The 20,618-nt window shown below is 70.3% G+C and carries 18 protein-coding genes; 11 read left to right on the top strand and 7 right to left on the bottom strand.

Translation table 11 applies throughout. The annotated features are described in order from the left end of the window. Positions 1 to 9 precede the first annotated feature (9 nt). From ABN273_RS43840 to ABN273_RS43830, 3 genes are all read right to left on the bottom strand, one after another. Entirely contained in the window at positions 10 to 1,839 is a 1,830-nt protein-coding gene (locus ABN273_RS43840) for an AfsR/SARP family transcriptional regulator (protein ID WP_349455485.1), read from the bottom strand. Between the two features lie 138 nt (positions 1,840 to 1,977). Beyond that, entirely contained in the window at positions 1,978 to 3,741 is a 1,764-nt protein-coding gene (locus ABN273_RS43835) for an acetyl/propionyl/methylcrotonyl-CoA carboxylase subunit alpha (RefSeq protein ID WP_349455533.1), read from the bottom strand. A 5-nt stretch (positions 3,742 to 3,746) separates the two neighbouring features. After that, positions 3,747 to 5,303: an FAD-dependent monooxygenase gene (locus tag ABN273_RS43830; RefSeq protein ID WP_349455484.1), complete on the bottom strand. Its 1,557-nt coding sequence runs from the start codon at positions 5,301 to 5,303 to the stop codon at positions 3,747 to 3,749. 156 nt (positions 5,304 to 5,459) lie between these two features. Between ABN273_RS43830 and ABN273_RS43825 the strand changes: the two genes are divergently transcribed. The 6 genes from ABN273_RS43825 to ABN273_RS43800 all read left to right on the top strand — a co-directional run bounded on the left by ABN273_RS43825 (position 5,460) and on the right by ABN273_RS43800 (position 10,653). Next, positions 5,460 to 5,825: a SchA/CurD-like domain-containing protein gene (locus ABN273_RS43825; RefSeq protein ID WP_349455483.1), complete on the top strand. Its 366-nt coding sequence runs from the start codon at positions 5,460 to 5,462 to the stop codon at positions 5,823 to 5,825. A gap of 61 nt (positions 5,826 to 5,886) precedes the next feature. Next, positions 5,887 to 7,071 (top strand): nucleotide disphospho-sugar-binding domain-containing protein, encoded by a 1,185-nt coding sequence (locus ABN273_RS43820; RefSeq protein WP_349455482.1) that lies wholly within the window; start codon positions 5,887 to 5,889, stop codon positions 7,069 to 7,071. Positions 7,072 to 7,124: 53 nt separating this feature from the next. Next, positions 7,125 to 8,072 (top strand): hypothetical protein, encoded by a 948-nt coding sequence (locus tag ABN273_RS43815; RefSeq protein ID WP_349455481.1) that lies wholly within the window; start codon positions 7,125 to 7,127, stop codon positions 8,070 to 8,072. Between the two features lie 25 nt (positions 8,073 to 8,097). Beyond that, entirely contained in the window at positions 8,098 to 8,352 is a 255-nt protein-coding gene (locus ABN273_RS43810) for an acyl carrier protein (RefSeq protein WP_349455480.1), read from the top strand. Continuing rightward, complete coding sequence (locus ABN273_RS43805; RefSeq protein ID WP_349455479.1) at positions 8,345 to 9,568, top strand: beta-ketoacyl-[acyl-carrier-protein] synthase family protein; 1,224 nt, start codon at positions 8,345 to 8,347, stop codon at positions 9,566 to 9,568. The genes ABN273_RS43810 and ABN273_RS43805 overlap by 8 nt, the downstream gene beginning before the upstream one ends. Then, positions 9,565 to 10,653: a beta-ketoacyl synthase N-terminal-like domain-containing protein gene (locus tag ABN273_RS43800; RefSeq protein ID WP_349455478.1), complete on the top strand. Its 1,089-nt coding sequence runs from the start codon at positions 9,565 to 9,567 to the stop codon at positions 10,651 to 10,653. The genes ABN273_RS43805 and ABN273_RS43800 overlap by 4 nt, the downstream gene beginning before the upstream one ends. Positions 10,654 to 10,720: 67 nt before the next feature. On the opposite strand, the gene ABN273_RS43795 is transcribed toward ABN273_RS43800, so the two are convergent. Both ABN273_RS43795 and ABN273_RS43790 read right to left on the bottom strand, forming a co-directional pair. Continuing rightward, the gene (locus ABN273_RS43795; RefSeq protein ID WP_349455477.1) at positions 10,721 to 12,016 is read right to left on the bottom strand and encodes a cation:proton antiporter; all 1,296 of its coding nucleotides are present in this window, start codon (positions 12,014 to 12,016) and stop codon (positions 10,721 to 10,723) included. 10 nt (positions 12,017 to 12,026) lie between these two features. Then, a complete protein-coding gene (locus tag ABN273_RS43790) occupies positions 12,027 to 12,779 on the bottom strand; it encodes an SDR family NAD(P)-dependent oxidoreductase (RefSeq protein WP_349455476.1) in 753 nt (250 codons plus the stop codon). Between the two features lie 150 nt (positions 12,780 to 12,929). On the opposite strand from ABN273_RS43790, the gene ABN273_RS43785 reads away from it, so the two are divergent. The 4 genes from ABN273_RS43785 to ABN273_RS43770 are packed head-to-tail and all read left to right on the top strand — an operon-like array spanning position 12,930 to position 16,286. Beyond that, positions 12,930 to 13,598: a TenA family protein gene (locus ABN273_RS43785; RefSeq protein ID WP_349455474.1), complete on the top strand. Its 669-nt coding sequence runs from the start codon at positions 12,930 to 12,932 to the stop codon at positions 13,596 to 13,598. A 16-nt stretch (positions 13,599 to 13,614) separates the two neighbouring features. Then, the gene (locus ABN273_RS43780) at positions 13,615 to 14,814 is read left to right on the top strand and encodes a cytochrome P450 (RefSeq protein WP_349455472.1); all 1,200 of its coding nucleotides are present in this window, start codon (positions 13,615 to 13,617) and stop codon (positions 14,812 to 14,814) included. After that, positions 14,811 to 15,494, top strand: a complete 684-nt coding sequence (locus ABN273_RS43775) for an SDR family NAD(P)-dependent oxidoreductase (RefSeq protein ID WP_349455471.1) — start codon at positions 14,811 to 14,813, stop codon at positions 15,492 to 15,494. The genes ABN273_RS43780 and ABN273_RS43775 overlap by 4 nt, the downstream gene beginning before the upstream one ends. A 9-nt stretch (positions 15,495 to 15,503) precedes the next feature. Further along, on the top strand, positions 15,504 to 16,286 hold the full coding sequence (locus ABN273_RS43770) for an SDR family NAD(P)-dependent oxidoreductase (RefSeq protein WP_349455469.1): 783 nt from the start codon (positions 15,504 to 15,506) through the stop codon (positions 16,284 to 16,286). A 138-nt stretch (positions 16,287 to 16,424) separates the two neighbouring features. Here the strand turns inward: ABN273_RS43770 and ABN273_RS43765 are convergent, their stop codons facing one another. After that, positions 16,425 to 16,715: a WhiB family transcriptional regulator gene (locus ABN273_RS43765; protein WP_349455468.1), complete on the bottom strand. Its 291-nt coding sequence runs from the start codon at positions 16,713 to 16,715 to the stop codon at positions 16,425 to 16,427. 152 nt (positions 16,716 to 16,867) lie between these two features. Between ABN273_RS43765 and ABN273_RS43760 the strand changes: the two genes are divergently transcribed. After that, the gene (locus ABN273_RS43760; protein ID WP_349455467.1) at positions 16,868 to 17,086 is read left to right on the top strand and encodes a DUF6059 family protein; all 219 of its coding nucleotides are present in this window, start codon (positions 16,868 to 16,870) and stop codon (positions 17,084 to 17,086) included. Positions 17,087 to 17,095: 9 nt separating this feature from the next. On the opposite strand, the gene ABN273_RS43755 is transcribed toward ABN273_RS43760, so the two are convergent. Continuing rightward, complete coding sequence (locus ABN273_RS43755) at positions 17,096 to 20,107, bottom strand: AfsR/SARP family transcriptional regulator (RefSeq protein WP_349455466.1); 3,012 nt, start codon at positions 20,105 to 20,107, stop codon at positions 17,096 to 17,098. Between the last annotated feature and the right edge of the window lie 511 nt (positions 20,108 to 20,618).

Genomic DNA, 20,618 nt, shown 5'->3' with positions numbered 1-20,618 from the left:
GAGACGACCTCAATCCTCGGGTTGGAGAAACTCGCGGTTCAACCGTTCACGTGCGTAGAGCCGGGTGAGTCTGTGCATTCCGTAGCGGATGCTGCCGGCGTCGTCCGCCCGGACGTCGAGCAGGTGGCAGCCGGCGAGGCGGGTCAGGCGGGCCTCCACCGCGTCGGTGGCGTTGCCGAGCAGGCCGGCGGCGGTCACGGCGGTGAAGTCCTGCGCGGGCAGCAGGCTGAGGAGGCGGAGCGTGCTGCGGTCGTGCGGGTCGAGCCGGAAATAGGCGTGGTCGTAGTCCGCGCGTACGTCGAATTCGGCGAACCGCAGCTGGTCGAGGGGCGCAGGGGACGACTCCAGCAGCGCCGCCATCTTCTCCAGCGACCAGACCCTGGCGGCGGCGAGACGGGAGCCGACGCATCGCAGGGCCCGGGGCAGCCGCCCGCAGAGCTCGGCGATCTGCTCGGCGTACTCCGGCTCGGCGGCCACCCGGTCGGCCCCGATGATGCGGCTGAGCAGCTGCGTGCCCTCTGACAGGCTCATGACGCCGAGCTCGACGTTGGTCACGCCCGGCATGCTCTGCAGGCCCTCGCGGCTGGTGACGATCACGACGCAGTGGGGCGTCGCGGGCAGCAGGGGCGTCACCTGGGCGGCCTCGCTGGCGTTGTCGAGGACGACCAGGATCCGCCGGTTGTTGCTCCAGGTGCGGAAGAGGTTGCTCCGCTCCTCGAGCGTCGGCGGGATCTGCTGGTCCGGCACACCTACCGAGCGCAGGAAGCCGGCGAGCACGTCGCCCGGCGCCGCCGGGGTGGCCGAGGCGCCGTGGAGGTCGGTGAAGAGCTGGCCGTCCGGGAACTGGGCCCGATGCAGGTGCGCGGCGTGCAGCGCCAGGGTCGTCTTCCCCACGCCGCCCATCCCGGTGATCGAGATCGTCCTGGCCGCGGTGCTGCCGGGCTGAGGCGCGGCGAAGACCTGGGCCAGGCGGGCGAGCTCCGCCACGCGTCCCGTGAAATCGGATATGTCGGGCGGTAGCTGCGCGGGAACGGTCAGCGCGGCCGGCGGCTGGGTGGTGCCCTGTGGCCGGGCCGGGGCGGTCCCGGCCGGTTTGGGGCCGTCGGTGTTCAGCAGCGACTGGTGGAGGCGCTGCAGGGCGGCGGACGGTTCCAGCCCGAGCTCGTCGATCAGCACCTTGCGCAGCTGCCGATAGACCTCCAGAGCCTCGTACCGGCGCCCGCACCGGTTCAGGGCCGTCATGAGGTCGCCGTAGAAACGCTCGTGCAGGGGATAGCTGTGCACGAGCGTCTTCAGCTCGCTGATGAGCTCGCGATAGCGGCCGAGGCGCATGTCGGCCTCGATGTGCAGTTCCAGGGCCCGCAGCCGGTTCTCCTCCAGGCGGGTCACATGGGCGGAGAGGATCTCCCCCGTGGTGACACCAAGGAGTGCCTGGCCACGCCACACGCCCAGCGCCTCGGACAGCAGCTCGCCGGCGCGCTGCGCGTCGCCGCTCTCCAGCGTCAGACGGCCCTCACGCGTCGCCTTTTCAAAGATGCCGACATCGACGCTTTCGTCAGGAACCTCCAGCAGATAACCGCACTGCTGCGTGTGCAAACGGGCCAGGCCGGACGGGTCGAGGACTTCTTTCCTGAGTTTGTAGATGTAGGTCTGCAGGGTGGTCATCGCGCTCTCGGGCGGATGATCTCCCCATAACTCGTCGATGAATTCACTGATTTGCACGATCTGGCCCTTGCGGACCAGCAGAAAGGCCAGTACCTGGCGGACCTTGGGTGCTGTGGGAGTGATGTCCCTGCCCTCGTGTATGACCGCGAGCGGGCCGAGTATGCGGAAGCTCATTGTGCCCTTCAATCTGCGCACGGCATGTTGAGGGAATCAACGTTGATTCCGGCGGAATTCGGACGTCCGGCATCAATTCCACTCGAAGGCTAATTTTTGAGCTTCTTTGCTACAACCCCTAGGGTTGCGGGTCGCGGCCTACTCGTGAGTACTAGGGGTGATCCGGCACAGCACGGCGCCGGACGAGACGCTCTCTCCCGGGGTCGCGGACAGGCCGGCGACCACGCCTGGTTTGTGGGCGGTGACGGGCTGCTCCATCTTCATCGCCTCGATGACCAGAATGGTCTCGCCTTCCTCGACGGTGTCGCCGTCGGCCGCGAAGACCTTGACGACGGTCCCCTGCATCGAGCTGACCAGCGCGTCGCTGTCGGCGGCGGCCAGCTTCGACGCCTTGGCGGGGGCGCGGCGGGGGGCCGCCGCCGGCGCGCCGCCGTTCGCCAGAGCGCCGTTCACCAGGGCGGGAGGCAGCACGACCTCGAGGCGGCGGCCGTCCACCTCGACGCTGACGCGCTCGCGCGGAGCGGCCTCCGCCGGGGCGTCGGGCTGCGGGTGCGGCTCGATGGGAGTGGCGAACTCGGTCTCGATCCACCGGGTGTGCACGGCGAACGGCTCGCCCGTGAAGGCGGGTTCCGCCACCGCGGCGCGGTGGAAGGGCAGGAGCGTGGGCAGGCCCGCGATCTCGAACTCGGCCAGCGCCCGCCGGGCACGCCGCAGCGCCTGTTCCCGATCACTGCCGGTCACGACCAGCTTGGCGATCAGCGAGTCGAACTCCCTCGGCACGTCCTGGCCTGACGTGTACCCGGAGTCCAGCCGCACGCCCGGCCCGCTCGGCGGCTGGAAGTCCGCGATCGTGCCAGGGGCGGGCAGGAATCCGCGCCCGGCGTCCTCGGCGTTGATGCGGAACTCGATCGAGTGGCCGCGCGGCTCCGGGTCGTCGTAGCCGAGAGGCTCGCCCTGCGCGATGCGGAACATCTCGTGCACCAGGTCGATGCCCGTCACCTCCTCGGTGACCGGGTGCTCGACCTGCAGCCGGGTGTTGACCTCGAGGAAGGAGACAACGCCGTCCAGGCCGATGAGGAACTCGCAGGTGCCCGCGCCGACGTAGCCGGCCTCGCGCAGGATCGCCTTGGAGCTGGTGTGGAGCTGCTCACGCTGCTCGGCGGTCAGGAACGGGGCCGGCGCCTCCTCGACGAGCTTCTGGTGACGCCGCTGCAGCGAGCAGTCCCTGGTCGACACCACCACGACCTGTCCGTACGCGTCGGCCAGGCACTGGGTCTCCACGTGGCGTGGCCGCTCCAGGTACCGCTCCACGAAGCATTCGCCGCGGCCGAAGGCGGCGACCGCCTCGCGTACCGCCGACTCGTACGCCTCCGGGATCTCCGCCGCCGTGCAGGCGACCTTCAGTCCCCGGCCGCCTCCGCCGTACGCCGCCTTGATCGCGATCGGCAGCCCGTGCTCGGCGGCGAAGGCCAGCACCTCCTCCACCCCGGCGACCGGCTCGCCGGTGCCGGCCACCATCGGCGCGCCGACCTTCTGCGCGATGTGCCGTGCGGCGACCTTGTCGCCCAGCGCCCTGATCGCGGCCGGCGGCGGGCCGATCCAGGTGAGCCCCGCCTCGAGGACGGCCTCGGCGAAGTCGGCGTTCTCGGCGAGGAACCCGTAGCCGGGATGGACCGCGTCCGCGCCGGAACGGGCGGCGACGGAAAGCACCTTGTCGAAGGCCAGGTACGTCTCTGCCGGGCTGGTCCCGCCGAGCGCGTAGGCCTCGTCGGCGAGCTTGACGTGGAGCGCGTTCAGGTCCTGCTCGGAGTAGATGGCGATGCTGGTCAGGCCCAGGTCCTTGCAGGCTCTGACGATCCGGACCGCGATCTCGCCACGGTTGACGATCAGGACCTTGGAGATGCCGCTCATGACGTCTTCGCCAGAGTCCGGCCGAGCACGCCGCGGAGCGTCGCCTCGGGGTTCGGGTCCGGCGAGGGCCCGCACCAGGCCACGTAGCCGTCGGGCCGCACGAGCACCGCGCCGTCCCGGCCCACGCCGTAGCGCTCCTCCCAGGCGCCGTCCACATCGACCAGCTCCCGGCCGACGCGATAGGCCCGCAAGGGGACGCCCGAGGAGGCGGCGCACTTGTCCGCCGCCTCCGTCCACCCGGCGCCGTCAGCCCCCGTGAGCAGCACGAACGCATCGTGGAACAGGTCGTGCACCGTGATCCGCCGGCCCTCGTGACGCAGCCACAGGTGCGGCGCGCGGGCGCCGGGAACGGCTCGTGGCACCACCTGGTCGCCGTAGACCGAGTCGTGCCCGTAGCGCTGGCCGAGTGCGCACACCAGGTCGTCGACGTCGTCCTCGTACGGCTGGTCCGAGAACCTGGCCTGCTGCCGCCGTACGGTGATGTCCGCCAGCGTCCGCGCCACCGGCCTGCGCTCGGCTTCGTAGGTGTCGAGCAGGCTCTCTCCCGCCCACCCGTTGAGCACCCCGGCGAGCTTCCAGGCCAGGTTGTGCGCGTCCTGGACGGCGGCGTTCGCCCCCATCGCACCCGCGGGCGACCAGACGTGCGCGGAGTCGCCGGCGAGGAAGACCCGGCCGTCGCGGTAGCGGTCCGCGACCCCCACGGCCTCCTCCCAGCAGGCGATGTCCAGGACCGTGACGGGGATGTCCCGGCCGATGACCGTTCTGGCCACCTTCTCGCAGCGCGCCGGGGTGAAGTCGGCGGCGGATTCCCTGGCGGGGTCGTAGGTGAAGCTGATCGCCCACTGGCCGGGGACCGCGGTGGTGAGGAACGAGCCGAAGCCGATCTCGGCGTTGACCACGATCCAGAGCATGGCCCGCTGGGGCAGGAGCTCGGCCAGGTCCGCCTCGACGATGAAGGTGACCCAGTTCTGGGTGACCCCGGGCCCCGTGTGGTCGATGCCCAGCCGGCGCCTGATGGCGCCGCGGAAGCCGTCGGCCGCCACCAGATAGTCCGAGCGAATGGTGCGGCGCTGCCCGCTGACCCGGTCCTCGGTCACCGCCGTGACACCCTCGGCGTCCACCTCGACCGACAGGCACTGCGTGTTGAACCGGATGTCGGCTCCCAGGCCACGAGCGGCCTCGACCAGGATCGGCTCCACGCTGCGCTGGTCGGCCATGACGTACTCGCCGGCGGTCAGCTCGGGAAAGGTCCGCGGCGAATCGTCGTCCAGCAGCCAGGTCCACTCGCTCGCCAGGCTCTCGCAGCGGACGACACCCGACTCGCTGTCGAAGGGCGCGCCGGCCGCCGCGATGCGCGAGGCCAGGCCCAGGGGGCGGTAGAGCTCCATGGTCCGCTGGTTGATCCCGCGTGCGCGGCCCTGGATGGACACGCCCGACTGCTTGTCGACCAGCACCGGGCGCACGCCGTGCCCCGACAGGAACAGTGCCGAGGCCAGGCCCGCGTATCCGCCACCGACGATGAGGACCGGGGCGTTCTCGTCAGGCGTCGTCATCAATGGTCTCCTTCTCCGGCTGCATCGGTGCGCTTGCCGGAGGGTTCCACGGCAGGCTCAAGCCTCGCTCGGGTCGCGGGCGGCTTCGAGTCTCATCCGAGTACGGCGGTGCATGCTGCGTGCCGTACAGACCGGGATTTCCCTTGGGAGGACACGATGCCCTTCACGGCGATCGTCTATGACATCAAGAGCGGCTACGAGGACCAGGTCGCGGAGGTCTTCTCCGGCTTCCAGCGGCCGAAGTCGGCGGTGGTGCCGGGGGCCGACGGCGAGCAGGCCGGGCGGATCCTGGCCACGGCGGTGTTCATCAGGGACAACCTGCTGGTCCGGTTCATCGAGTTCGAAGGCGACCTCGACGCCGTGGCGCGGCACATGGCCGTCCAGCCGGGCGTTCAGGAGGTCGAGCGCAAGCTCAAGCCGTACCTCAACTCTCCCCGCGACACCGGCACCCCCGAGGGGTTCGTCCGCACGTTCAAGAGCAGCATGCTGCGCTCCGTCACCCAGCTCGCCGTGCCGCGGTGAGTCGAGGGCGCCTCCAGTACTGCTCGAGGCATCGACCACCGCGCCGTGGTGCCCTGGGCGCATGCGGATAATCTTCACGACCTGGGCGTGGCCGTCCCACCTGTACGCGATGGTGCCGCTCGCGTGGGCCTGCCGGGCCGCCGGGCATGACGTGCTGGTGGCGAGCCAGCCGGAGCTCACCGGCGCGATCCTGCGTACCGGCCTGCCGGCGGCGCCGGTCGGCCGGGACGTGGACGCGGTGGCGACCTTCCACGACATCGTGTTCCCGCCGCCGTCGGCGCAGCGGCCGGCCGGTGGCGGGCCGCGGGTCTTCGGCCTGCTGGCCGAGCTGGCGGAGGCGATGGCGGACGATCTCATCGCGCTGGCCGGGCGGTGGCGCGCGAACCTCATCGTGTTCGAGCCCACCGCCTTCGCGGGACCGCTGGCCGCCGCCGCGCTGGGCATCCCGGCCGTGCGGCACCTGTTCGGCACCGATCTGATGAGCGTCGTCGGACGGTTCCTTCCGGACGCGCTCGCCCCGCTCAGCGCGAAGCTGGGGCTGGACGCCGTCGATCCGTTCGGCGTGGCGACCGTGGACCCGTGCCCCGCCGGGCTGCAGGTTCCCGTCGGCTCCCGCCGGCTGCCGATGCGCTATCTCCCGCACAACGGTCCCGGCAGTCTGCCCGCGGGGCTGCCCGAGCCGTCCGGCCGTCCGCGCGTGTGCGTCACCTGGGGCACCACGCCGAGCCGGGTGGCTCCGGAGCTCTTCCTGGCGGGGGAGGTGGCCAGGGCGATCGGCGACCTCGACGTGGAGGTGGTGGTCGCGGTCACGCCGGAGCAGCGGCCGCTGCTCGGCGAGCTGCCGCCCGGCGTGTACGTCACCGAGGGAACGCCGCTGGATCTCCTGCTGCCGGCCTGCGATTTCGTCGTGGCCCACGGCGGCGCGGGCACCCTGCTGACCGGGCTGGCGCACGGGCTGCCGCAGCTGCACCTGCCGCGGCTGCCCGATCACCAGCGCCACTCCGGGCGGCTGGCCGAGACCGGCGCCGGCCTGGTGCTCCCGGCGCCGGACGCGGAGCCGAAGGCCATCAGAGAGCACCTCACGGAGTTGCTGGCGAACCCGGACTTCGGAGCCGCCGCGCGGCGGCTGCAGGCCGAGATGTCCGGCCAGCCGTCCCCGGCCCAGGTCGTGAACGCTCTTGAAAGCCTCCTCGTCGAGCCGGGCGCGAGCCGCCCTCAACCGTCTGCGGTGACTGTCGAACAATGAGATCCACCCCGAAATTCGCGCACGAGTCATTCGCTCGGCGACACCGCGGCGGGATGCTGCTCGAAAGGCACGGCATCGATCTCTACCCGCATCCCTTTCTCGGCTTCACCCTCCCTCCCGGCCACCGCTCGCCCATGCTGAACACCGATGAGGAGGGGTTCCGCCTCTCCGACTCACCGTTCGGCACGGTGGACACCACCTCGTGGCTCGCCGCGGGCGGTGGCGGGATCATGCTGGGCAACTCGGTGGCCGTCGGTCTCGCGGCGACCTCCGACCGCAACTCGCCCGCTTCGCATCTGGCCTTCATCTCCGGGATCCGGCAGCTCAACCTGGGCCTGTGCGCGGCGGTCTCGCTCCAGGAACTGGTCGCCGCCACGCCGTTCCTGCACGCCGCGTCCACCGTGGTGATCATCGGCGGGGGCTCTGACTTCGTCAATCTCGTGGGCTCGCTCGACCCGGGCGGGCTGTTCGGAGCCGTCTCCTACGAGCGCACCTTCGCCGAGCTCGCCGAGATCCCGCTGTTCGACCTGGCCACCCTCGCCGCCGGCGAGGCGGTTCCCGATCTCGAGTCCCGCCGCCGCAAGCGCGGCAAGCCCGCCGCCTGGGACCTCGCCGACGCCGTGCCGCGGATGGAGGCGGCCGCCCGCAGGCGGCTCGAGCATCTCGCGTTCCTCGCGCGGGCGACGGGCGGTCGTACCCGGATCCTGTTCTGCCTGCAGCCGTTCGTGACCTCGCGCACGAGAGATCTCAGCCCCGAGGAGAAGGCACGGTTCGACTTCGACGCCCCCGTGTTCGGCATCCTGCACAGCGCCATCGAGAAGAACTGGGACGCCTACGCCCGCCTGTTCGCCAAGGGCTGCGCCGATCTGGGGATCTCCTTCCTGAATCTGTCCGCCGACTTGTTCGAGGGCGACGCGTTCGCGGACATCGTGCACTTCACCGATGACGGCAACCGGCAAGCCGCGGAAATGATCCACCGGGCGCTCGAGGGCGCCGCCTAAACCGAGAGGAAACATGATGTCCCACGTGGCGATCCAGGCTGAGCGGCTCCAGCAGATCCGTGACATCCTCGTCGACGTCCTGGAGATCGAGCCTGACGAGCTGACGTACACCAGCGACTTCGTCAACCAGCACGGCGCCGACTCGTTGCTGGCCATCGACATCATCGCCAGCATCGAGCGGTCCATGGGCGTGCGCATCCCGAGCGAGGCCCTTCCCGAGATGGTCAACCTGGGGGCCGTGGTGGAGCTCGTGCTCCGTTACGAGGACACCGATGCCTGAAACGGCGTCGCGCCGGGTCGTGGTCACCGGGCTCGGAGCGGTGAGCAGTCTCGGAACCGGGGCCCGCGCCTTCGCGGACGCCATCAGAGCGGGCCGGAACGGCGTGTCGCCCATCCGGAGTTTCGACGCCAGCGGGTTCCCGCACACCTACGCCGGTGAGGTCCACGACTTCGACCCCCGTCAGGTGCTGCGCAGGCTGCGCGTCGAGGAGTGGGGCAGCAGCAGCCTGCTCGCCGCCTCCGCCGCGCGGCTGGCGCTGACCGACGCTGAGATCGACCCCGCGCAGGTCTCGGCCGCGCGTGCGGGCTCGGCGATCGGGACGACGTTCGGCGAGTCGGTGGTGATCGAGAAACTGGTGAGCCAGTGGGTCAACGAAGGACTCAAGGATATCGACCCGGTCCTCGCCCGCCGGGCGCCGGCCAATCGCATCGCCGCGGCGGTCAACGCCGAGCTCGCCCTCACCGGGGAGGCCCACACCATCGCCACGGCCTGCTCGGCGAGCAATTACACGCTTGGTTATGCCTATGACCTGGTGCGTACCGGCGAGGCGGACTTCATGATCAGCGGCGGGGCCGACTCGGTCAACCGCTGGGAGCACGCCGGTTTCTACCGGCTCGGAGCGCTGGCCGAGTCGGTGTGCCGGCCCTTCGACACGCACCGCTCGGGGATCCTGACCGCGGAAGGCGGGGTCGCGCTGTTCCTCGAGCCGCTGGAGGGGGCTCTCGCCCGAGGCGCCCGCATCTACGCGGAAGTGCTCGGATACGGCGTCAACTGCGATGCCAAGCACCCGGTGGCGCCCGACCCCACCAGCATCGCGGAATGCATCCGGGCCGCGCACCGCAACGCCGGGGTACGCGCTGACGAGATCGACTACATCTGCGCGCACGGCACAGGAACCCCGACCAACGACGCCACGGAGGTGAAGGCGGTGCGGGAGGTATTCGGCGACAGGCTGCCGCCGATCAGCTCGATCAAATCCATGATCGGCCACACGATGGGCGCCGCCAGCGGCTTCGGCGCGCTGATCTGCTGCATGGCGCTGCATGACGGGTTCCTGCCGCCCACGGCCAACGTGACGGAGATCGATCCGGCGCTGGGGCCCGGGGTGGACTGCGTCCCCGGGACGGGCCGGCCGGCCTCGCCGCGGATCGTGCAGAACCACGGCTTCGCCTTCGGCGGGAACAATGCGATCACCATCCTGGGGAGGGTCGCGTGACGACGTCGGCGCCACTCGTGATCACCGGTTGCGGTGTGGTCTCGCCTTCGGGCATCGGCCTGGAGGCGCTCACCGCGCCACGGAACGGGGCAGCGCAGGCGGAGCCTCCCGAAGGGGAGTTTCCGCCCATCCCGCTGGCGGTGATTCCCGATCTCAGGGTCGAGGATTATCTGGGCAAAAAAGGGATCAGAACCCTTGACCGGACCACGCGGCTCGCTCTGGTGGCGAGCAACCGGGCGCTGGCGACGCTGGACACCGCGCTGAGCGATGAGGACCGCGCGCGAACCGGCGTGGTGATCGGGACCAGCACCGGCAGCATCCGCAGCTCCTCCGAGTTCTCCCGCGAGACGCTGGTGCGTGAGAAGCCCTACCTGGTGCAGGCCACGCTGTTCCCGCCGTCGGTGATGAACTTCTGCGCGAGCCAGATCGCCATCTGGAACTCGCTCCGCGGCGTGAACGCCACGATCGCCGACGGCCGCGTGTCGGGCCTGGGCGCGGTCAGCTACGCCAGGAACGCGATCATCCAGGGCCACATCGAGCGTGCGCTGGTCGGTGCGGTGGAGGAGCTGTGTCCCCAGTCCGCATGGGCCTGGCACCTGTCCGGCGCGCTGGCGCCGGACGCCGCGGTGGGGGAGGGGGCGGCGGTCTTCGTCATGGAGACCGCCGAAGGCGCCGCCGCCGCGGGCCGCGCGCCGCTGGCCGAGGTGCTCGCCTGCGAGGTCGGCACCCTGGGCATGTCCGACGTACGGCGGGGCCTGGCCACCTGCATCGGCCGGGCTATGCAGCGCAGCGGCGTGCCCGGCGCGGCGGTCACCACGGTCTCCTTGAGCGCGTCGGCCCTGCGCGGGCTGGGTGCGGCCGAGGAGGCCGGCGTCCGCAGCGCCCTGGGCGGGTCGCTGCCCGCGCAGCTCAGGACGGCGGGCCTGCTGGGCGAGAGCTTCAGCGCCACTGCCGCGCTGCAGCTGGCGGACGTGCTCGCGGCCTGGCGCACCGATCCCGTCGCGGCTGGTGCGGTGGCGCTGGTCGTCGTCACCGGCGACGACGGGAACGTCGGCTGCCTGGTGCTGCGCCGCCCGCCCGGTTAGGCCGGTGCCGAAAAGAGACGGCCCGGAGAGCGTGCTCACTCACGCTCCCCGGGCCGGTTCCATGTTCTCAGGAGACCGTTCGAAGCGCGCGCTCGCGCTCCCCTGGCTGGTCGGCCACGCGGTTCATCGCCAGGCGCAGCAGCGGCGGCGCCATCAGGGACGTGATGACGGCGACCAGGATGAGGATGGTGTAACTCGCGGTGTTCAGCACCCCGAGCCGTAGGCCCACCATCGCGACGATCACCTCGATCACGCCCCTGGCGTTCATCCCCGCCCCCAGCGCGAGAGCCTCCCAGCCCGACAGACGGCTGCTCAGCGCGCCGATGAAGGCGCCGACGAACTTGCCGGCGATCGCGATCACCACCACCAGGAGCGCGGCCAGCAGGATCGCGGAGTCGCCGAGCGCCGTCAGATCCATGCGCAGCCCCGCCGTGGCGAAGAAGATCGGGGCCAGCACGGCCAGCACGACTGTGCGCAGCGGCGCGAGGAGGCTCAGGTCGAAGCCGGGCGCCTGGCCGATGAGAATGCCCAGGATGAAGGCGCCGAAGACGGCCTCCAGCCCGAGGGCGTGAGTGGCGGCGGCGCCGCCCAGGAGCAGGACCACCACGGCGGCCACCGCCGGCCCCGGCGACCTGGAGACCGGCCGCAGGAGCACCCCGACGGCCGTCCGCCCGACCGTGACGACGATCAGGACGAAGACCGCCAGAGCGACCAGGGACTGGACGATGCTGCCCGCGCGCAGGCCGGTGGTCGCCATGGCGGAGACCACCGACAACATCAGCCAGCCGAAGACGTCGTCGATCGTGCCCGCGGCCAGGGTGAGCTGGCCGACCTCACGGTGGAGCAGGTTCATGTCCATCAGCGTCTTGGCGATCACCGGGATGGCGCTGACGCACAGCGCGACGCCGAGGAACAGGGCGAAGACCGTCCTGTCGCCCTGCGCGGCCATGAGCGATCCGGGCAGCAGCAGCCCCACCCCGACGCCGCAGAGCAGCGGCACCACGAGCCCGGCGACGCTGACCCTGACGGCTGTCGTGCCCTTGCGTTTGATCAGGTCGAGGTCCAGGTGCATGCCGGTGATGCCGACCAGCAGCAGGACACCGATCTGGCCGACCGCGTCGAGCATGTGGAACTGGGCGGCGTCCCTGGGCAGCAACCATTCCGACACCTCCGGCGCGATGTGGCCCAGCAGGGAGGGGCCGAGCAGGACGCCGGTGCCCAGTTCGCCCACGAGGGCGGGCATGCCGAGCCGGGTGGCGAGCCTGCCGAGCACCAGGGCGACCAGCAGGAGCAGCCCGACCTGGAGCAGGAAGATCAGGAGACTGTCCGCCGCGATGGGCGGCACCGGATTGGTGACGTGCATGTTCAGCCCCTCAGCGCCCGCCGGCGGTGTGCACGACTTCGCCGTTGATGTTGCCGTTCGCCGCGGAGCACAGGAAGACGATGAGGCGCGCGACGTCGTCCGCCGTGCTCAGGCGCCCGCTCGGGGTCTCCTGCACGGCCCGCTCCAGGAGCACGGGGTCCACTGCCTCCAGGCTCTCCGTCAGCGTGCCGCCGGGCGCGACCACGTTCGCGAGCACTCCGTCGCGCGTCCACATCAGCCCGCGGACGAACCCGTGCAGCGCCGCCTTGGCCGCGCTGTAGAGCTCGGAACCGGGATTCCCGTGGGTCGCGGTGACCGAGGAGAGCAGCACGATTCGGCCCCATCCCCGCTCCCGCATGCCGCCCAGCGCCTGGCGGACGGTCCACAGGTGGCCTTCGACGTTCTCGCGGAACAGCCCGAGCCAGTGGTCCATGGGGAAGTCCTGATAGGGCGGGATGTCCTCGGGATTGATCCACACCCACGACTGCGCGTTGGCCACGACGACGTCGACCCCGCCCCAGCGCTCCTCGACGGCCGACACGGCCTGCCTGATGGAGTCGGGATCGGCCAGGTCGTACGGCAAGGCGCACGCGCGGTCCTCGCCGCCCAGCTCCTCCACCACGCGCTTGGCCGCGGCGTCGGAGGTGTGATACGTGATGGCGACCCGCGCCTGTTCCGCGGCGAAGACGCGGGCGGTGGCCAGGCCGATGCCCCGCGTGGCGCCGGTGATCAGTACCCGCTTGTCCGCCAAGCCAAGATCCATGTGACGTCCTTACATCGGCGTTCGGAACCACAAATCTGCGGCAGTGGGCTCGAGAACGGCTTGGCACCGCCTGGTGCCGGACTCCAGAGGGCTTCTAGGGCGGGTCTCTACCTTCCGGAGCGGAGTTCACGACGCGACAGGGGAAGGCCGATGCTGCACGAAGAGCTCAAGGAGATCAGGGACCCGGTGTTACGGAAGGTGCAGGACCATCCGTTCTGGTCCGGCCTTCGCGACGGCTCGCTGCCCGGCGAAGCCCTTGCCTATTTCGTCCAGCAGGACACCGGTTTCCTGCTGCCCGCCTACGCCCGAGCGCTGGCCAGATGCGCCGCGGCGGCTCCGGACGACGCCGACGCGTTCCTGCTCGGTCAGTCCGTGGCAGGCACGCTCGAGGCCAAGGACCGCCTGCGCCAGGCCTACACCGGGCTGGCCGGAGAGCTGGGCCTGCCGGAGCTCGGCGAGCAGATCCCGGTGGATCCGGCCACGCACGCGCACGCCTCGTTCTTCGCGGCCGCCACCGCGCGCTCGTTCTACGCCGGGATCGGCGCGTTGCTGCCCATGGTGTGGTTCAACGCCGAGGTGTCGGACAACCTGAAGCTCAACGCGACGCCCGGCTCGCGCTATCTGCCGTGGATCGAGGTCTACCACCCGGGAGAGGACTACCGGTACGCCGTGCAGGCGTTCCTGGACATGATCGACCGGGCCGGCGAGAGCTGCTCGGCCGCGGAGCGTCGGCTCATCGTCGAGCAGTTCTCCACCAGCATCCGTTACGAATGGGCCTTCGCCGAATGCTGCCTGCGGCAGCCCTCCTGGCCGGTTTGAGGAGAAAGGTCGCCGAATGACTACGAAAACCGCAATTCCCTACCCCTTCGCGTGGACACCGCCGATGGAGGTGCCCGAGGGGCTGCGTGGCCTGCGGAGCAAGGCTCTCGTCGAGGTCAGGCTGCCCAGCGGTGACACGGCGGTGATGGTGACGCGCTATAAGGATGTCAGGAAGCTCTTCGCCGACGAGCGGCTGAGCAAGAACATCGCCAGGCCCGGTGTCGCGCGGATCTCCGCGGACAACGAGCTGTTCGTCGACCCCGAGATCGACGCCGACCCGCCGGACCACACCAGGATGCGCAGCCTGGTGACCAAGGCGTTCACGGCACGCCGGATCGAGCGGCTGCGGCCCTATGCGCAGGCGACCGTGGACCAGCTGCTGGACGAGATGGAGGCCGGGCCCAATCCGGTCGACCTCAACGAGGCCGTCGCCTTTCCGCTCCCGATCCTGGTGATCTGCAAGCTGCTCGGCATCCCGCCGGAGGACAGGAACAGGTTCCGCCGGCTGGTGGACGGCTTCCTCTCGGTGACCAAGCTGCCCGCCGACGAGGTCGAGGAGTGCCGGAAGGGCCTGTGGGGCTATCTCGTCGAGCTGATCGCCGCCAAGCGGGAAGACCTGGGCGACGACCTGATCAGCGCCCTGATCAAGGTACGCGACGAGGACGACAACCGCCTGTCCGAGCACGAGCTGCACTTCTGGACCCAGAGCCTGCTCATCGCCGGCTACGTCACCACCGCCAGCCAGATCGGCACCGGGACCGCGGTGCTGCTCCACCGGCAGGACCTGGTCAAGGAGATCCGGGCCGACTACTCGCTGGTGCCGTCGGCGGTGGAGGAGCTGCTGCGTACGCAGATCATGGGCTCGTCCATCGGGACCCTGCGCTACGCGCTGACGGACATCCCGCTGTCCGACGGCACGGTGATCAAGGAAGGCTCCAGCGTCCTGCTGTCCGAGGAGTCGGCCAACATGGACGAGACCGTGTTCAACGACCCCTTCACGCTGGACATCCGGCGTAAGGAGAACCACCACATGACGTTCGGCGCGGGCATCCACTACTGCGTCGGCGCGGCGCTGGCCCGGATGGAACTCCAGGTGGCGACCGAGACCCTGCTGAGGCGGTTCCCGAACCTCCGCCTCGCGGTGCCCTCGGAGGATCTGCCCCGGGGGCTGGGCGGGTTCATGGAGGGCTTCAGCGAGATTCCGGTCACGTGGTGACCGGGCAACGCACCGCCCTCGTCACCGGGGCCAACCGGGGGATCGGCCGGGCCGTCGCCGCCGAACTGCACCGCAGGGGCCTGCGGGTGGTGGTGACCGCGCGGGACCCCGAGACGGCCCTCGCCACCGCCGGTGACATCGGTCCCGGCGCCCGCCCGCACGTCCTGGACGTCACCGATCCCACCGGCGTCATGCTGTTGCGCAAGGAGATCGAGCACGTCGACGTGCTGGTGTGCAACGCCGGAGTGCTGCTCGACGCGCGCACCGACCCGCTCACCGCACCGCTCGACCTCGTCGACCGGACACTGCGGGTGAACCTGCTCGGCTCGTGGCGGCTGGCCCAGGCCTTCGTCCCGGCCATGATCCGCCGTGGCTGGGGTCGCGTGGTGTTGATCTCCAGCGGCACCACCGCCGAGTTCGGCGGCGCTCTCTTCGCCGGCGCACCCGGCTATTCGATCTCGAAAAGCGCCTTGAACGGGCTGACCACGATGCTGGCCGCCCAATGCGAGGGCACCGGGGTGCTGGTGAACGCGGTCAACCCGGGACGCGTGTGCACCGACATGATGCCCACCGGGCACATCACGCCGGAACAGGCCGCCCGGTTCATCGCCGACGTGGCGACCCTGCCGGCCGGCGGGCCGAACGGCAGCTTCCTCACCGAGAAACGCAGTCAGGGTTAAGGAGACAGCATGGAATTCGACCTGTCCGGCAAGACGGCCGTGGTCACCGGGGCCGGCGCCGGGATCGGGCTGGCGGTCACGCGGAAACTGGTCTCGGCGGGCGCTGACGTCTTCGGCGGGGCGCGTACCGTCACATCGGACCTGCTGGCCACGACGCCGCACACCCTCGAAGTCGACCTGCTCACCAAGCAGGGCCCGCAGTCGCTGATCGACGCGGCGCTCGCCAAGTTCGGCGGCATCGACATCCTCGTCAACAACGTGGGCGGCGGCGTGAAACTCGCCTCGGGCTTCCTGGACATCGACGACGACGTCTGGCAGCACACGTTCGAGCTCAATGTCCTCACCACGATCCGGGCGACCCGCGCGGCGCTGCCCAGCCTGATCGAGCGGAACGGCGCGGTCATCAACATCGGTTCGATGAACTCGAGCATGGTGGACCCGCGGCTCGGCCACTACTCGGCCGCCAAGGCCGCGCTCACCAACATCGGCAAGGCGCTGTCCGCGGAGTTCAGCTCACGTGGCGTCCGGGTCAACACCATCTCGCCCGGGCCGGTCCGTACCCGGCTGTGGACGAACCCCGAGATCGCGCGGCGCGCGGGGATGACCCCGGAGGAGTTCGTCGCCGCCGTGCCCAAGATGACGGGGCTCTCCACGGGGGAAATGATCGAGCCTGACGAGATCGCGACCCTGGTCGTCATGTTCGCGTCCGGCAAGGTCCGCAGCATCACGGGCGCGGAAGTCATGATCGACGCCGGCATGGCTCCTCCGGCTCACTACAATCGCCCCTCCTGAGGGGCCGTACGCACGAGGCCGGCTCGCCGCCACGCGGCAAGCCGGCCTTGATGGTGTGACAGCGGTGCGCCGGACTGCCCGCGATGCGACAGCTGTGCGCCGGACTGCCCGCGCGATGGCAGGCGAGGGCGGTGGCTCTCAGCAGGCGTCGCCGGCCAGGCGGCGGCGCTCCTCCGGGAGCAGGCCGCCCCAGATGCCGTGGTTCACCTGCAGCTGTACGGCGACGGCCAGGCACTGCTGGGCCACCGGGCAATCGCGGCAGATCGCCTTGGCGCGGTGGGCGGCGATGTGGCCGGCGTCGTGGAAGAACAGATCGGGGTCGCTCTGCGCGCACCCGGCCCGGGTCGTCCAGTGCTCGGCGACGTGCGAGCGTTCCAGCCGCGTGAGGGCGTCGTCGCCGGGGTGGGCCGGAAGGGTGAACGTCTTCATGTCTGCCCCCTCGTTTCTCCCAGCGTGCACGCCGTGGCTCGACGCCTGTTCGATGTCCGCTGGACCGGCCCAGTGGACCGGCGGGGAGCGGCGTCCAGACAGGGTCGAGCGGGCCAAGTGACAATCCATCACCTGCACGACGCCGAAGGAGGGTGAAGGGCGTGTTAGCTCGGCTTGCCAGAGGGCTCATCAAGTTCATCTGGGACGGCCTGGTGGGTGTTGGGCGCTTCTCCGGAATGGCCCCTTTCCTGGTGATCCCCCCGGACAACCCGCCTCCTTCTCTCCCGGAGGGACATCCGGAACAGCTCATCCCCGATGTGCCGCCGACCCCGGAGGAGGCGCGCCTCTGGAAGGAACTGAACCGGCCCTGACCGCGGCGCTCAGCAGCCCAGGTCGGCGCGCACCTGCTCCACGACCACCGGATCCATCTCCGCGGCCAGCGACAACGCCTCCGCAACGGCCTGCTCCGCCGTCGCCTGATCTCCAGTGGCGGCGTGGGCCCCGCTGAGCTGGGTGAGCACCCGGACCTCGTACAGCGGAGCGTGGATCTTCCGGCAGAGCGCCAGCGCCTGGTCCAGATAGTGGACGGCCTTGTCCGGCTCCCCACGGGCGGAGGCGAGCTCGCCCTGCCCGGTGAACCCCTTGACCTCGGCCAGCCGGGACCGGGCGCTGCCCGCCAGATCGATGCACCGGTCGAGCGCGGTGGCCGCCTCGGAGAACTCGCCGCGGCGCAGCCGCGCGAGCGCCAGCTGGTGCAGCGCGTACGCCTCTCCGATGGCATCGTCCATCGCCCGCACCATCGTCAGCGACGACTGGAGCACGTCGACGGCGCAGGAGAGCTCGCCCGCGTGAATGTGGGCGTCACCGAGCCAGCACAGCACCTGTGCCTCGACCCGCTTGCTCCCGGCGGTGCGGCTGAGTCGGAGCGACTCGTCGAGCAGCCGCTTGGCCTCGGCGGGGTCGCGTAGCTCCAGCCGCGTCCTGGCCAGGCTGTGCAGGACGAACGCGGCGGCGGCCAGGTCCCCGTTGGCGTGAAAGATCTTCAGCGCCCGGCGGTAACCGGTCTCGGCGTCGGTGAGCCGGCCGTACATCCGGTCCAGGAACGCGAGGTCGCGGATGGCCAGCGCCTCTCCCTGGTCGTTCCCCTCGGTCCTGAACATCTCGGCGGCCGACTCGAAGTCGCGCCGGGCGTCGTCGAAGCGCTGCTCGGCGCTGTGCAGCGAGCCGAGCGAGTAGAGCATCGTCGCCTGGCCGCGTACGTCCCCGGCCCGGCGGGCGGCCTCCAGGGCGACCTCGTGGGTCTGCCGCCAGTCGTCGTAGTAGATGCGCGCCTCGAACAGCGTCACCGAGGTGATCGCCAGGTCCCAGCACAGCTCGACGAGCCCGGCGCGGGCGGCCTGCCGGATCGCGGCCACCAGCGTCGCGCGTTCGCGCTCGAACCACTGCATCGGGACCCCGATGATCGTTTCCATCTGCTCGGGCGGGGCCGGCCAGGACGGCGCGGCGCCGCGCACCTTGACGTAGTCGCCGCCGTACTCCAGGCTGTGCGCCTGCTGGGCGAGGGCGAGCAGGGCGCTGAGCACCCGGGTCAGCTCGTTCTTGCGCTCCACCGCGGACTCTTCCGCCACCACCCGCTCCCGCGCGAACACCCGGGTCAGCTCGTGCAGGTGATACTGGGCGTGCCCGTCCTCCGCGCCGGACATCTTGATCAACTGGGCGTCGGACAGGTCGTCGAGCAGGTCCTCGGCCTCGCTGAGCGGCGCGTTGAGCAGTGCGGCCGCGGTCCAGCCGGAGTAGTGGGTGAAGTCGAGGATGGCCAGCCGCCGGAGCAGGCGGCGGGCCGGTTCGCTCATGCTCTCGTACGTCAGGGCAAGGCTGGCCCGGATCCCCATTTCGCCGTACCTGAGCTCGTCCAGCCGCCGTGCCTCGTCGGCGAGCCGCTCCACCAGGTGGCCGATGGTCCAGTTGGGGCGGGCGGCGAGCCGGGCGCCGGCGATGCGCAGGGCCAGCGGGAGGTGGCCGCAGAGCTGCGCCAGGGCTGCGGCGGGCTCCGGATCGGACTGGATGCGGTCACTGCCGGCGATGCGCTTGAGCAGGTTGATCGACTGTTGCGACTCGAACGTCTCGATCTCGACGGACATGGCGCCGGGGAGTCCCACCAGGCGGCTGCGGCTGGTGACCACGACGGCGCAGTCCGGGTAGCCCGGCACCAGCGGGAGGACCTGGCTCTCGCTGCCGGCGTCGTCGAGCACGATCAGCATGCGCCGGTTGGACAGCATGGTGCGGTAGACCTCGGCCCGCTCTTCCAGGCCGTCGGGTATCTCCGTGCCCGGCAGCCCGAGCGCGCGGAGGAAGCGTTCGAGCACCTGCTTGGGATGGACCGTGGGCGATGCGGCGCCGTGCAGGTCGGCGAAGAGCTGGCCGTCGGGGAACCTGTCGGCGATGGCGTGCGAGGTGTGCACGGCGATGGCGGACTTGCCCACTCCTGGCTTGCCGTAGATGACCACGACCGGTACGGCGAGCTGGGAGTGGTCCGAGGTCAGCAGCCGTCGTATCGTCTCCACCTGCTGCCGGCGGCCGGTGAAGTCGGCGATGTCGCTGGGTAATAATCGCGGCATGCCCGAGGGGACGGCGGGCGGGGATTCACGTGCGGGTGCGGGCGGGGCCGGGGCGTTGAGGCTCTCGTGCGAGGTGAGGATCGCCTGGTGCAACTGGCGGAGCTCCTCATTGGGCTCCAGGCCCAACTCCTCGATCATGGTCTCTCGTGTGTGCTGGTAGACCCGTAACGCCTCGGCCTGCCGCCCGGAGCGGTACAGCGCGGTCATGAGCTGGCCGCGTAACCGTTCCCGGAGGGGGTGTCGCTCGACGAGCTCGGTGATCTCGGCCACCAGCTCGCGATGCCGGCCGAGCTCGAGTTCGAGCTCGATGCATTCCTCGTTGACGGTGATCTGCCGCTCGGTGAACCTGGTCACCGCCGAGCGGACCAGTCGGCTCTCGATGCCCTCCAGCGGCCCGGTGCACAGGGTGAGCGCCTCGCGGTAGCCGCGTACGGCGTTGTCGAGCTGCCCGGCGTCACGCGCGCGCCGTGCTTCTACGGTGAGCCGGCGGAATCGCTGGGCGTCGATCTGGTGGTCGTCGCAGCGGAAGATGTATCCCTGCGACTCGGTGGTGATGATGTGGGGGTACCCGTACGACGCGAACAAGCGCCGGAGGGACGAGATGCAGATCTGGATCTGCGCCCGCGACGTGGCCGGCGGGTCGTCGCCGTAGATCGCTTCCATGAGCCGGCGGACCGAGACGACGCGCCCCGCCTCGAGCAGGAGCACGGCGAGAACGGTCTGCTGCCGAGGGCTGCCGAGGTCCAGCCGCTTTCCCTCAATCGTGATTTCCAAAGGGCCGAGGATCCGAATCTCCACCCCGTGTCTCCCGTTCAGCCCGGTGATGGCGTACGAGCAGCCGACATCACTGGTACGCCCATCACCGCCATCCGCGCAGGATAGGCCCCCTGACCGGCTGCGATAGAGGCTCGATGGATTGCCCCTTACTCGCGGAGTGTACAGCGCGGTGCATTTGGAAGCCAGATAAAATCTATTTCTTCGCGATCTGTTCGCGACGAGGTCGCCTCTCATGCCGCAGCGGTACTCCATTGTCCTGAACCTGTGTGCACACGTGAAAGAGAAAACGGCCGCCCCTATGTCTTCGGCCTGACGAGAAGGTCAGACCAAGGGGCGGCCGCTAGGGCTTGTGCCGGGGAGCGCCGGGTCAGTCCCAGGGCGTGCCATCCCCGTGCACGGAGCCTGGATTTGCCGACAGTGCGACCGAGGCGCCGGCGGGAAGCGCGCCGGCCCAAAGGATTCCCGCGGAGAGGGCCGCGGACAGAGCGAGCGCGATGATGCTTTTCGA

Origin of the sequence: Nonomuraea sp. B19D2 (assembly GCF_040137845.1) — a bacterium.
In the GTDB taxonomy this organism is placed as follows: domain Bacteria; phylum Actinomycetota; class Actinomycetes; order Streptosporangiales; family Streptosporangiaceae; genus Nonomuraea.
This window is presented reverse-complemented; position numbering and strand designations above follow the sequence as displayed.

Excerpts from the sequence above, each read along its gene's own strand:
- ABN273_RS43780 (WP_349455472.1), top strand. The coding sequence starts at position 13,615 with ATGACTACGAAAACCGCAATTCCCTACCCCTTCGCGTGGACACCGCCG.
- ABN273_RS43765 (WP_349455468.1), bottom strand. The coding sequence starts at position 16,715 with ATGAAGACGTTCACCCTTCCGGCCCACCCCGGCGACGACGCCCTCACG.
- ABN273_RS43815 (WP_349455481.1), top strand. The coding sequence starts at position 7,125 with ATGCTGCTCGAAAGGCACGGCATCGATCTCTACCCGCATCCCTTTCTC.
- ABN273_RS43805 (WP_349455479.1), top strand. The coding sequence starts at position 8,345 with ATGCCTGAAACGGCGTCGCGCCGGGTCGTGGTCACCGGGCTCGGAGCG.
- ABN273_RS43790 (WP_349455476.1), bottom strand. The coding sequence starts at position 12,779 with ATGGATCTTGGCTTGGCGGACAAGCGGGTACTGATCACCGGCGCCACG.
- ABN273_RS43825 (WP_349455483.1), top strand. The coding sequence starts at position 5,460 with ATGCCCTTCACGGCGATCGTCTATGACATCAAGAGCGGCTACGAGGAC.
- ABN273_RS43785 (WP_349455474.1), top strand. The coding sequence starts at position 12,930 with ATGCTGCACGAAGAGCTCAAGGAGATCAGGGACCCGGTGTTACGGAAG.
- ABN273_RS43840 (WP_349455485.1), bottom strand. The coding sequence starts at position 1,839 with ATGAGCTTCCGCATACTCGGCCCGCTCGCGGTCATACACGAGGGCAGG.
- ABN273_RS43795 (WP_349455477.1), bottom strand. The coding sequence starts at position 12,016 with ATGCACGTCACCAATCCGGTGCCGCCCATCGCGGCGGACAGTCTCCTG.
- ABN273_RS43820 (WP_349455482.1), top strand. The coding sequence starts at position 5,887 with ATGCGGATAATCTTCACGACCTGGGCGTGGCCGTCCCACCTGTACGCG.
- ABN273_RS43830 (WP_349455484.1), bottom strand. The coding sequence starts at position 5,303 with ATGACGACGCCTGACGAGAACGCCCCGGTCCTCATCGTCGGTGGCGGA.
- ABN273_RS43770 (WP_349455469.1), top strand. The coding sequence starts at position 15,504 with ATGGAATTCGACCTGTCCGGCAAGACGGCCGTGGTCACCGGGGCCGGC.